This is a genomic window from Pyrodictium delaneyi (assembly GCF_001412615.1).
GTDB lineage: Archaea > Thermoproteota > Thermoprotei_A > Sulfolobales > Pyrodictiaceae > Pyrodictium > Pyrodictium delaneyi.
Window position 1 is genome coordinate 1,914,382 of sequence record NZ_CP013011.1, and the last position, 12,151, is coordinate 1,926,532.

The following is a 12,151-nucleotide window of genomic DNA, read 5'->3' on the forward strand; positions in this document are numbered from 1 at the left end:
TCCTAAGAGGCCTAGCTACACTAGCTGGCATGAGGAGGTTTGAGCGGCGAAAAGATAGACTGGTATTCTATCTCCCGTAGGCTACACAAGCTCTACGAGGGAAAGATAGAGGTCATCCCGAAGGTCCCAGCTGGTAGACAGGAGGACTACGCTATATGGTACACACCTGGCGTCGCGGGCCCAGCGCGGGAGAACGCTGAGGATCCCGAGCAGAGCTTCCACAATACATGGCGCTGGAACGCGATAGCCGTGGTCAGCGATGGCACACGCGTCCTCGGCCTAGGCGACATCGGGCCAGAGGGCGCCCTCCCAGTCATGGAGGGTAAGGCGCTACTCTTCAAGGCGCTTGGCGGCGTGGATGCCGTCCCCCTAGTACACCGCGCCCGGGATCCCGAGAAGTTCCTAGAGCTGCTAGAGCTCATCGAGCCCAGCTTCGGCGGGATAAACCTCGAGGATATTGAGAGCCCTAAGTGCTTCTATATCCTGGACGAGGCCCGGCGGAGGCTCGAGATACCAGTCTGGCACGACGACCAGCAGGGCACAGCCACGGTAACGCTCGCCGGGCTGATAAATGCTGCCAAGTTGACGGGGAGAAGACTCCAAGAGATGAAGATCGCTATAATAGGCGTTGGTGCCGCCAACGTAGCTCTCTACAGGCTCTTGCGCGCCTACGGGGTTCCCGCCGAGAATATTGTGGCCGTGGATTCGCGGGGCGTCCTCCACAGCGAGAGACCAGACATAGAGAGGCTACGGGAGAGCAACCCGTGGAAGTACCGAATAGCTATGGAGACCGACGGTGGCTGGAACGGGCTAAGAGGCGGCGGCATAGCCGAGGCTCTCGAGGGCGCCGACGCTGTAGTGGCAGCGTCGCGGCCGGGGCCGGGTGTGATAAAGAAGGAGTGGATAAGGAGGATGAATCGGGACCCGATAGTCTTCGCTGAGGCCAATCCTGTGCCCGAGATATGGCCGTGGGAGGCCCGCGAGGCCGGAGCCAGAATTGTGGCGACTGGGAGAAGCGATTTCCCCAATCAGGTGAATAACAGCCTCGCGTTCCCGCCTATATTCCGGGGCGTACTGGACGTAAGAGCCCGGACTATCACCGACGAGATGGCTATAGCCGCGGCAGAGGAGCTAGCCAGGTACGCAGAGGAGAAGGGGCTACATGAGGACTACATTATCCCCACGATGGAGGAGTGGGAGGTCTTCCCCAGGGTCGCGGCCGCTACAGCAGCTAAGGCCGTAGAGCAGGGGGTAGCGAGGCTCAAGCTCAGCTACGAGGAAGAGCTGGAAAGAGCAACCCGGATAATACACTCAACACTAGAGAAGATAAGGATGCTGCGTGAGGCTGGCCTAGTGGCGCCGCTACCCGAGGATGTCGAGAAAGCTATCCAGGGGCTCCGGCGGAGCCGTGCCCAGGGGTAGCCGCGCGGGCTAGCTCCCGGAGCTTTTCCTTTAGCCCACCCGCTCTCAGCAGTTCTAGCAGCATCCCCGGCATTGGCCGAGCTCTGGCAACTGTCTCGCCCCCTACTCGTATCTCGCCGGTCGACAAGTCTATCTCCACATAGTCTCCATCCCTAACCCTTCCACGTAGCCCGGGGGCCTCAAGGACTACCAAGCCATTGTTGAGGGCATTCCTGTAGAATATCCTATGGAAGCTCTCGGCGACCACCGCTACTACGCCAGCCGCCTTGAGGGCTAGCACTGCGTGCTCTCGGCTACTCCCATAGCCGAAGCCACGACCCGCCACGATCACCACAGGCTTCTCTAGCGCGTCTAGTCTCCTACGTATCTCCGGGGCATCCTCGAAGACGTGGCTCGCGAGCTCCCTAGGGTCTGTGCTGTGTAGGTACCTCGCTGGTATGATCGTGTCCGTGTCTATGTTGTCGCCCACTATGAGGGCCCGGCCCTCTACCCTGTCCTCGGGCACCGCCGTGCACCCCCAAGGTCGGCGCTACAGGCTAGGAGGCTGTATGCGTAGAGGACTCCGCCCCTCTCGGCTATTCGGCGATGCCTCTCTGCCACGCTTTCTGGTATCTTCCAGCGCTTCCGGCGCTCCTCTAGCTCTCCAGGGTCTACTAGGAGGTCGAGCCGTCCCTTCTCAGCGTCAACCACCACCGTGTCGCCGGGCTCGACGAGCGCTATAGGTCCTCCCGCCATAGCCTCTGGCGAGACATGACCAATCATGAGCCCCCGGGTGGCGCCGCTAAACCTGCCGTCGGTGACCAGGGCTACCCGGTCGCCGAGACCCATACCGTAGAGCATCGATGTCAGCTGAAGCATCTCCCTCATACCGGGGCCGCCGGCTGGCCCCTCGTAGCGGACTATGACCACGTCGCCGGCCCTTATCTCGCCCGCCTCGAGCGCCTCTATCGCCTCTTCCTCGCTGTTATAGACCTTGGCGGGACCCTCTATCCTGCTCCTAGCAATACGCACCGCCTTGAGCACTGCGCCGCGGGGTGCTAGGCTGCCCCGGAGAACCCGGAGCGGGCTACGCTGCTGCAGAGGCTTGTCGTGCCTCCGGATAGCCGGGCCTAGGGGGGCTGGCGGGAGCTTCTCGAACACCCGGCTCCACGGCTCACCAGTTGCAGCCGGGAGGCTCGCATCGAACACACCCGCTTTTGCTAGCTCGCGTGCCAAGGCCGGCACTCCTCCAGCCTCGTAGAAGTGCTCCATGAAGTAGCGACCACCAGGCTCCAGGTCCGCTAGCCAGGGCGTCCGGGCAAACAGCTCCTCAGCAGCATCTAGGTCGAGGTCTATCCCGGCCTCGGCCGCCAGGGCTGCGAGGTGGAGCAGCGTGTTGGTCGAGCCGCCCGCGGCCGCGTCGACAGCCAACGCGTTAAACAAGGATCCCCTCGTCAGGAACATTGACGCAGTCCAGCCCCTCTTGGCCGCTCTCACGACAAGCCTCCCAGTCTCTCTTGCCACGTGTATCCTCTGAGAGTAGACGGCCGGGACCGCCGCCGCCCCCGGGAGTATGAAGCCGAGTGCCTCAGCCGCTACAGCCATAGTGTTAGCCGTGTACATGGCGGCACAGCTTCCCGGCGTCGGGAGAGCACGCTTCTCGACCTCGCGGAGCTCCTCCATACTCATCTTGCCCGCACGGTAGGCGCCTACGGCCTCGAAGACGTGGCCTACTGCTAGGCAGCAGCCGCCTCCCGGCCTCCGACCAGCAAGCATAGGACCGCCATTGACTATGTAGACGGGGATTTCGTCTCGGAGCCTCGCGGCTGCGAGGAGGGCGCCTGGCATCATCTTGTCACAGGCCGTCACCACGACGATTCCATCCAGCCGGTGGGCCTCGGCAAATATCTCGATGGCGTCCGCTACGTTCTCCCTGGCTACGAGGCTAAATCTCATACCCTCGTGGCCCATCGCTATACCGTCGTCCACCGAGACTGCGCCAGCATATACCGGGACGCCGCCAGCCTCCCGTACCCCCTCTGCGACGGCCGCAGCCAGCTTGTCTAGGAGGAGGTGGCCGGGGACAATCGTGGAAAAGGTGTGTACGATGCCTATCAGCGGCTTGCTTGTGTCGTAGACGTCGCTCTCGTCGAGGCCTGCTGCTAAGAGGAGGCTGCGGTGGGGCGCCCGGTGCAGCCCCTCCCGTACCGCCGCGCTGCGGAGAGCCAAGGCCTAGTCACCGAAGAGGAGGCGGCGCATCTCCTTGCCTACACGCTCTATCTCGTGGCTCCGGGTGTCTTCGAGGAGCTTCTGGAGCCTCGGCATCCCCTTCCTGTACTCCTCTACCCACTCCCTGGCGAACTCTCCGCTGCGTACCCGCTCGGCAGCCTTCTTCATGTTCTCCTTGACCCGGTCGTCTATCACCTTTGGCCCTACTGTCAGGCCACCGTAGCGTGCCGTGACTGAGACACGTTCCAGCATGCCGGTGATACCATACCTCCATATGAGGTCCATTATCAGCTTGGCCTCGTTGAGTACCTCGAAGTACGCGACCTCGGGCTGGTAGCCCAGCTCAACGAGGGTCTCAAAGCCCTTCTTTATCAGCTCCATGAGCCCGCCTACGAGTACTGTCTGTTCGCCTATGAGGTCGGTCTCTGTCTCCTCCTTGAACGTAGTCTCTATGACGCCTGCTCGTGTCGCCCCTATACCCTTCGCTATGGCGAGCGCAGTATCCAAGGCCCTGCCACTGTAGTCCTGGTATACAGCAACGAGCGCCGGGACACCGCGGCCTGCGAGGAACTCCTCCCTGACCTTAGCGCCGGGACTCTTAGGCGCGACCATGACTACGTCTACGAATTCTGGCGGCTTGATCAGCCCGTAATGTACCGTGAAACCGTGCGCGAAGTCTACTGTCATCCCCTCGCGTAGGTGCGGCTCCACCTGGTTCTTCCAGACTTCCGGCTGGACCATGTCCGGTATGAGCATCATTATGACGTCTGCTCTCTTAACTGCCTCGTCCACCCGGTATACCTTGAACCCTTCTTTCTCGGCTAGTTCCCAGCTCTTCCCCGGTCTGAGCCCTACTATGACGTCCAGCCCACTATCGCGGAGGTTAAGAGCCTGGGCTCGGCCCTGGCTACCATAGCCTATGACTGCTATGGTCTTGTCCCGGAGCGGGTCTAGGCTAGCATCTCGATCCGTGTATATCTTCGCCATGGTGTAGTCACCTCCTGCCTTCAAGAGCTACCCATGATCCTTATAGACATATAAGATATATATTCATATATCTAGCTCTTGTTGTGGGGAGAGAGCTAGCCACACAACCCTAAGAAAGAATTACGGAGAGAATATGACGCGTTAGCCGCCAGCCACGTCTACTGCTTAGTGTTTCTCTACGATAGTCTCTTGGCCGCCACCGCGTAGACTTCAGGCATCCTCTCCATCTTGGCTGCTAGCCAGCGCACTTCCTTCTCCTCGCCCACAGCCTCTATACGCATTCTGACGACTCTGCCGTCGAAGCTAGCACTTATGTTGCGGTATTCCAGCTTGGCCCGGCGCGCCATGTTGCTTAGCCTCATTATGGCGTCCATACCATTAAACGCTGATACCTCTATCACGTATATCCCGATGCCTTGTGCCGCCACGTGGTATCACCTCCCAGCTGCTGGAGCAGCTGCTAGCTTCTCCTCGCGGAAAACGAGACTGACATCCTCCATTCCTGGAGGCAGTATTGCGTCTGTCAACCACTCGCCAGGCTTCACCCATGGCAGCACTATGTCCTCGTTGTTGTCTATGTCTACCACGACTATGAGGGGTTCGTTGTTCCGGATTGCGCGGCGTACTGCTGTGTCTATCTCCTCTAGGCTTGCTGGGCGGATCGCCTCTATCCCGTAGGCCTCAGCTATCTTCGTGAAGTCTGGCCACTGGCTATACTCGGTCGCTACTATTCTGCGGTCGTAGAGGAATATCTGCCACTGCTTGACGAGCATCAATGCACGGTTGTCGAACACAGTCACTATTATGGGTAGGTCGTAGTCTCTTACGAGCGCCAGGTTATTCATAGTCATCTGGAAGCTTCCGTCGCCATCGATACAGAGTACTGGGCGGTCCCTCGCGGCTATCTTGGCGCCGAGTGCTGCCGGGATGCAGAACCCCATGGTGCCTAGGCCGGCGCTTGTTACCCAGGTGCCAGGTACGTAGACGTCCCAGTGTATCTCCGACCACATCTGGTGACTGCCCACACCAGTAACAGTTATCGTGTTACGGGGGACGGCTTGTCTGAGCGTCTTCAGCACCTTCCACGGCGCGAACTTCCTCATCCGGGCCGCCAGCTTCTCCATGGCGTCTTCGTAGCGGCGGCGTATCCATAGGAGCCACTCGATGAACCTCTTGTCGCGCTGAGGAACTGCCGGCATTTCGCGGAGTATAGCCTGTAGTGCTTCCCGTGCATCAGCTATGATGCTTACAGCTGGTGGGACGTTCTTGCCATGCTCACTGGGGTCTATGTCTATGTGGATTATTTTCTTCTCACGCAGCTCTGGCTCGAATCTGCCTACAGTCCGGTCGGAGAACCGTGTACCCACGGCAAGTATCACGTCGGCATTAGCGAGTGCTGCATCGGCCTCGGCGCGGCCATGCATGCCAGCTGGGCCCATTACCAGGGGGTGGTCGGCTGGAACAGCATTCTTTCCAGGGAGCGTCGTGACTATCGGCGCTTGCAGCCGCTCGGCGAGCTCGATGACCTCGGCTGTGGCCCCCGACCAGTATACGCCAGTCCCGACGAGGATTACCGGCCTCGAAGCGGCAAGGAGTAGGCGTGCTGCTCTCCTCACGGCCTCGGGGTCGGGGCTCGGCGGCTGGTACTTGGCGAAGTCTATTGGGAGGTACTCGGGCTCGTCTCTTGGCTCGTATTTGGTTAGCTGCACGTCTCTGGGAAGGTCTACGAGTGTTGGACCCGGCCTACCCTCCACGGCTAACCTATATGCTGTACGTATTGCGGGACCTGCCTCCTCCGGCTTCTTTACCTGGTAGGCGAACTTGGTTATCGGTGCTGTTACTCCGACGATGTCGGTCTCCTGGAAGGCGTCTCGCCCAAAGACGCTTGTAGGTACTTGCCCCGTTATGGCCACCATCGGGGCGGAGTCGAAGTACGCGTTAGCTATACCGGTTACCAGGTTTGTCGCACCAGGGCCGCTCGTGGCCAGGGCTATTCCCGGCCTGCGCGCTATTCGGCCGTAGGCGTCGGCTGCATGTGCTGCTCCTTGCTCGTGGCGGAACATGTATATCTCGAAGTCTTCGAGCGCCAGGGCGTCGAAGAGCCCCATTATGCTGCCGCCGGTTACTCCGAAGACTTGCGTTGCACTCAGGTCTTTGAGAATACGAGCTATGTGGTCTACCACGCGAGTTCCATTTTCGACTGCACCCCTCACATAATGTTTGACATCTGGACCACCTCCGGTTACATAGGGACGTTTGACATCGAGACCACCTCCAGCCAGGCCGCGCTACAGCTCAGCCGCTCTAGGAGGCGTCGGGTATCCTGACCCACATTCCTCCCTAGTTAAAACTCTTTCTGTCCCATTCTAACATACGGGAAACAACGCTTAAATAGACGGTTGTGGGCGCCCAGTGTCCCTGGCCCAGCAAGAAAGACCAGCTTCATCGAGCATGAACCGGAGGTGCAGTCGAAAGTGGAACTCGCATAAGGGTCTTCGATACCACCCTCCGTGATGGCGACCAGATGCCTGGAGTAGAGCTCGACTTCTACGACAAGATAGAGATCCTACGCGCCCTCGACGAACTAGGCGTCGACATTATAGAGGCCGGATTCCCGGCCTCCTCCGACATAGACCGCAAAGCCGTAAGAGCTGCCGTCAAGGAAACCTCTAGGGCAAAGATAGCAGCCCTAGCCAGGGCGCATCCACGCGACGTTGACGAGGCTGCTGCCGCCGAGGCTCACATAATCCACGTGTTCATAGCCACGAGCGATGTACACATGAAGTACAAGCTGAGGATGACCCGGAGCCAGGTAATAGAACGTGCCGTCGAGGCCGTAGAGAGGGCGCGAAGCTACGGGGCTACAGTCCTATTCTCCGCTGAGGACGCCACCCGTAGCGACCCTGGGTTCCTTGTGAAGATTTACCGGCGCGTCGTAGAGGCTGGAGCCGGCTACATCAACATACCGGATACAGTGGGCACAGCCACACCCTGGTACATGGAGTGGCTTGTGAGCCTCATAAGGAGGAGTCTACCCAGCTGGGTCTGGATAGACGTACACTGCCACGACGACTTCGGCATGGCCACCGCTAATACACTTGCAGGCGTGAGGGCTGGAGCCGATGGCGTCCAGGTAACCGTCAACGGGTTCGGAGAGAGAGCAGGCAATGCTGCCCTCGAGGAGGTTGTAGCTGCTCTACACTACCTAATGGGCAGGACCACAAGTATCCGCATGGAGCTGCTGACGCCTATCTCGCGGCTTGTAGCCAGCAAGTTCGGCGTTGAGACTCCACCAAACAAGGCTATCGTTGGCCGCAACGCATTCGCCCATGAAGCTGGTATACACGTGCACGGCATACTGAAGAACCCTGCCACTTACGAGCCCTTGCCACCTGAATCTGTCGGCAACCGTAGACGCATCGTGTTAGGCCGTCACAGCGGCCGTGCAGCTGTAGAGTGGGCCCTAAAGAACATCGGGGTAGACCCGGAGCCCGATCTAGTGAAGTATATACTGGATAAGCTGAAGGAATATGCACCAAGGATGAAGAAGGTCAGCGAGGACATAATCGTTAAATGGATAAACGAGTACACGCGACAGGAGCGTGTAAAGACGCCTTACCCCTAAGCCAGCACAGCTGACGAGTAGAAGCCCTGGTCTAGCTCTACTAGTCCTTTTACGGGTTCTAGGCTGAGGTGCCGGGCCTTAACTACTCGCAGTACATGATTAACTGAAGCTCCTAACCTCTCTAGGAGCTTGATCTATGCTACTAGACCATGAGCCTAGGAGCTGCTCCGCTAGGGAGCGGTGTGGGTGAGTTGTGTTGGCTGCTCCAAGGGTGCTGGTTATACCAGGCGATGGTATAGGTCCCGAAATCGTAGAGGCTACTATGTTTATTCTCGAGAAGGCCATGGATCTATATGGGTTCGACCTCGAGATACGCTATGCAGAAGCTGGGGACATTGCCGCTCGCGAGTATGGAGAGCCTCTGCCACACGAGACTCTGGAGCTAGCCCGGAACTGGGCTGATGCTGTGCTCAAGGGGCCTGTGGGCGAGACTGCACGCGACGTCGTAGTCGTCTTGAGGAGGGAGCTGGGAGTCTACGCTAATATCCGGCCGGCTCGTAGCCTTCCCGGTGTCGAGAGCGTTAAACCAATAGACCTGGTCATAGTCAGGGAGAACCTTGAGGACGTCTACGCGGGTATAGAGTTCAGCGTGCCGGGCGCAGCGTTCGCGGTGAAGGTCGTCACTGAGGCGGGGACCCGGCGGATAGCACGGGTTGCTGCGCGTTACGCTTCCTCCCGGACGGGGCGCGTCACTATAGTCCATAAGGCTAACGTGCTCCGTGTCGCCGACGGACTCTTCCGGGATGTAGCACGCCGGGTGCTAGAGGAGGAGGGTATTAGCGTAGACGAGATGTATGTCGATGCCGCCGCGATGGAGATGGTGCGTAATCCTGCACGGTTTGACGTGGTGCTCACAATGAACCAGTACGGCGACATTCTCAGCGACCTAGCTGCACAGGTCGCGGGAAGCCTCGGCCTAGCCCCCTCGGCCAACATAGGCGACGAGAAAGCTCTCTTCGAGCCAGTCCACGGCGCTGCTTGGGACATAGCTGGAAAGGGTGTGGCAAACCCCACAGCAATGATACTGTCAGCTGCCATGATGCTCGACTACCTCGGATACCATGAGGCAGCACACAGCGTCGAGACAGCTGTGGAGCAGGCTCTTGCAGCTGGGCTCGCGACGCCGGATCTAGGCGGAAACCTCTCCACAATGGAGTACGCCCAGGCCGTGGCACGGTTCCTAGCAGCAGGGAAGAGGAGGTGACCCTGGAGCATGGCCAGCCTCGCAGCCCGCATCATAGAGAAGCACGCTGTTGAGAAGCCCCGTGGGAGCGTCGAGCCCGGGGACATAGTCGTAGTCGAACCCGACGCTGTGCTCGTGAACGATGTGACCGGGCTCCTGGCGCTCCGGGTACTAGAAGAGACGGGCGCTGACAGACTCATAGATTGCCGGAGGCAGCGGCCCCGGATAGTATTCGCCTTCGATCACTATAGCCCCGCGCCCACCGCCGCCACAGCTACTGGTCACCGCCGCCTTAGGCTATTCGCCCGAGAGAAGGGCTGCCGGGTTTGGGACGTCGGCTACGGCGTCATGCACCAGGCTGCCGTGGAGGAGCTCGTGGAGCCCGGCTGGCTTGTCTTCGGCGCAGACAGCCACACGATAACCTACGGGGCTCTCTCGGTCTTCTCAACGGGGGTTGGGAGCACCGAGGCAGCCTACGCCATGGCGACTGGTAGGCTTTGGCTACGGGTCCCCGAGCCGCTCTACATTAAGCTCGAGGGCAAGCTACCCGAGGGGATTACGGGCAAGGACCTGGTGCTAACGCTGCTGGGGATCCTGGGCGGCGACGGCGCCATCTATCGCAGCGTAGAGTTCCACGGGCCAGGTGTAGCAACGCTACCGATGCACGACCGGCTCACAGTAGCCAACATGATGGTAGAGGCTGGAGCGAAGACCGCGCTCTTCCCCTTCGACGACACCGCGAGGGAATGGTACCGCGCTACGCGGGGCCGCGAGCCCCCGGAAGAAGCCCGGGAACTGCGTGTCGAGCCTGAACCAGGGACCGACTCTCTGAGCATCAGTCTCGCGAAGCTAGAGCCAATGGTGGCTAAGCCTCTTGCACCCTATAATGTCGCCCCCGTCGCGGAGGTGGAGGGCGAGGAAGTGGACCAGGTGTTCATAGGGAGCTGTACTAATGGCCGCTACGAGGACCTTGAAGCAGCTGCCCGGATACTCAAGGGCCGCCGAGCACGGGCCCGGCTCATAGTGGCGCCGGCAAGTCGTAGGATATACCGTCGGGCGCTCGAGACAGGGGTGCTCGAGATACTCCACGAGGCTGGCGCCGTCATAGCGCCGCCGGGGTGTGCAGCCTGCTTCGGAGCACACATGGGTGTGGCGGGCGACGGCGAGGTCGTGGTCTCTACTAGCAATAGGAACTTCCCGGGGCGCATGGGGAGCCCGAGTGCCAGGGTCTACCTCGCCTCGCCCTACACAGCCGCCGCTGCCGCAGTGGAGGGCAGGATCGTGGATCCACGTGGGCTGCTTAGCTGAGGTCGCCGCAGCTACAGCTCATCTCGAGTACTAGCCGGTGTAGCTCCTCGATTCCTTCACCCTTTAGGGCGGAGACCCTTGGGACCTCGACACGGCGGTTGTACTTGAGCAGTACTCGTAGCATCTCGCGGAGCATCTCGGCGTAGACGCTGCCGGCCTCGCGTAGCGCGCGGGAGACGCGGCCGAAGTCGCGTAGCAGGTCGCCGGTGATCTCTACGTCGGGTACTAGGTCTATCTTGTTTAGCACCGGGGCTGTCTCGAGCCCTAGTCTTAGCTGTACTGCTGTAGCCATGGTTACTAGGAACGCGTAGTCGGCGGGATCCCTAATCACCGAGGCGTCTAGGACGAATACCGCGTAGCTCTCGGGGCTGATGCCCCGGAGGGCCTCGGCGAGCCTCCAGGAGAGGTCACGGAAGAGGAATACCTCCATCTGACCCGGCGTGTCCACGAGCACGTAGTCGGCTTCGGCCGCAGCTATCTTCGACGTTATCTCCTCCAGCCTCTCCGTTACCAGCTCCATGCTCTTGACTAGCGCCCCGTTAGGGCCGAGCCCATACTTCCGTGCAACCTCCCTGGCGTCCACGATGCTCCTCACGTCCAGGCTTGGCTCGTACGGTAGCGTCTCCGCCGCTGGGTCGAGGTTCACAGTGTAGACGCTGGCATCGCCCTCTCGTAGCCACTTGGCGTAGGCTGCTACTAGGGTCGACTTGCCGCTACCTGCAGGCCCCACGAAGACAACTATCACCTTGCCCATGCTGTGTTCCCCTCTCCCGGGTTTCTTCGGGCAGCTTCTGTGCTGTAAGTCTTGCCGCTAGCTGTAGGCCCCTCCCAGGGCTTGATCCCGGGCCCCGTCGTGCCGGGGGAAACGCTTATGCAGGCGTGTTTGCTACATGCAATGTTTGGAGCGCTCGGTAGGAGGTGTACACCAGGATGCCATGGAGATGGGGACGCGGAGGATGGGGCAGAGGAGGCTGGCGGCGTGGCCAAGGATGGGGACGCGGCCGGGCCTGGTGGCTCCAGGCACAGCAGACTAGCGAGTCAAAACAACCACCCCTGCCGCCAACAACCCCGCCAGCACAGGCTAGCCAGCAAACGCCGCCAGCACCACCGGCCACTATAGGGCCCTGGCCGGGCCGCGGGCCCTGGAGCCACCTACCGCCCTGGGAGAGGCCGGGCTGGCTCCTAGGCAGGGGATGGTGTCGCTGGCTATACTGGTGGAGCTGGCTAAGAGACAGGGAGAAAGAAGAGAAAGACGAGACTGGCCAGTAGAGGGGTGCAGCCTAAACCCTTACCCATTTGTTTGCTTCCTTCCCATCTCATCGCTTCCTCTAGGGCCTCTCCTCTACTCCTTATACAACCGTGAGAACCCTATGCTTAGCTCCCAGACCCCTCCGGAAAGAATAGGCATATACCTTTAG

11 protein-coding genes are annotated in these 12,151 nt (G+C 60.2%); 5 read left to right on the forward strand and 6 right to left on the reverse strand.

The genetic code is table 11. The annotated features are described in order from the left end of the window. Positions 1 to 39 precede the first annotated feature (39 nt). Positions 40 to 1,422: an NAD(P)-dependent malic enzyme gene (locus Pyrde_RS09725; protein WP_055410322.1), complete on the forward strand. Its 1,383-nt coding sequence runs from the start codon at positions 40 to 42 to the stop codon at positions 1,420 to 1,422. Here Pyrde_RS09725 and Pyrde_RS09730 read toward each other — a convergent pair. The 5 genes from Pyrde_RS09730 to ilvB all read right to left on the reverse strand — a co-directional run bounded on the left by Pyrde_RS09730 (position 1,385) and on the right by ilvB (position 6,830). Continuing rightward, positions 1,385 to 1,927, reverse strand: coding sequence for a LeuD/DmdB family oxidoreductase small subunit (locus Pyrde_RS09730; protein WP_055410324.1), 543 nt, complete (start codon positions 1,925 to 1,927; stop codon positions 1,385 to 1,387). The genes Pyrde_RS09725 and Pyrde_RS09730 overlap by 38 nt on opposite strands. Continuing rightward, a complete protein-coding gene (gene ilvD, locus Pyrde_RS09735) occupies positions 1,909 to 3,630 on the reverse strand; it encodes a dihydroxy-acid dehydratase (protein ID WP_055410326.1) in 1,722 nt (573 codons plus the stop codon). The genes Pyrde_RS09730 and ilvD overlap by 19 nt, the downstream gene beginning before the upstream one ends. Positions 3,631 to 3,633: 3 nt before the next feature. After that, complete coding sequence (gene ilvC / locus Pyrde_RS09740) at positions 3,634 to 4,617, reverse strand: ketol-acid reductoisomerase (protein ID WP_055410948.1); 984 nt, start codon at positions 4,615 to 4,617, stop codon at positions 3,634 to 3,636. A 176-nt stretch (positions 4,618 to 4,793) separates the two neighbouring features. Then, positions 4,794 to 5,045, reverse strand: a complete 252-nt coding sequence (locus Pyrde_RS09745; protein WP_055410328.1) for an ACT domain-containing protein — start codon at positions 5,043 to 5,045, stop codon at positions 4,794 to 4,796. A 6-nt stretch (positions 5,046 to 5,051) separates the two neighbouring features. Then, positions 5,052 to 6,830 (reverse strand): biosynthetic-type acetolactate synthase large subunit, encoded by a 1,779-nt coding sequence (gene ilvB / locus Pyrde_RS09750; RefSeq protein ID WP_231656741.1) that lies wholly within the window; start codon positions 6,828 to 6,830, stop codon positions 5,052 to 5,054. Between the two features lie 272 nt (positions 6,831 to 7,102). Here ilvB and Pyrde_RS09755 point away from each other — a divergent pair, with 272 nt between their 5' ends. The 3 genes from Pyrde_RS09755 to Pyrde_RS09765 all read left to right on the forward strand — a co-directional run bounded on the left by Pyrde_RS09755 (position 7,103) and on the right by Pyrde_RS09765 (position 10,733). Beyond that, on the forward strand, positions 7,103 to 8,242 hold the full coding sequence (locus tag Pyrde_RS09755) for a LeuA family protein (RefSeq protein WP_082419614.1): 1,140 nt from the start codon (positions 7,103 to 7,105) through the stop codon (positions 8,240 to 8,242). A 196-nt stretch (positions 8,243 to 8,438) separates the two neighbouring features. Then, the gene (locus Pyrde_RS09760; RefSeq protein WP_055410331.1) at positions 8,439 to 9,446 is read left to right on the forward strand and encodes an isocitrate/isopropylmalate dehydrogenase family protein; all 1,008 of its coding nucleotides are present in this window, start codon (positions 8,439 to 8,441) and stop codon (positions 9,444 to 9,446) included. Between the two features lie 9 nt (positions 9,447 to 9,455). Further along, entirely contained in the window at positions 9,456 to 10,733 is a 1,278-nt protein-coding gene (locus Pyrde_RS09765) for an aconitase/3-isopropylmalate dehydratase large subunit family protein (RefSeq protein ID WP_082419615.1), read from the forward strand. Here Pyrde_RS09765 and Pyrde_RS09770 read toward each other — a convergent pair. Next, positions 10,726 to 11,487 (reverse strand): ATP/GTP-binding protein, encoded by a 762-nt coding sequence (locus tag Pyrde_RS09770; protein ID WP_055410333.1) that lies wholly within the window; start codon positions 11,485 to 11,487, stop codon positions 10,726 to 10,728. The genes Pyrde_RS09765 and Pyrde_RS09770 overlap by 8 nt on opposite strands. Before the next feature lie 176 nt (positions 11,488 to 11,663). On the opposite strand from Pyrde_RS09770, the gene Pyrde_RS09775 reads away from it, so the two are divergent. Next, entirely contained in the window at positions 11,664 to 12,002 is a 339-nt protein-coding gene (locus Pyrde_RS09775) for a hypothetical protein (protein ID WP_143522106.1), read from the forward strand. Positions 12,003 to 12,151: the final 149 nt, after the last annotated feature.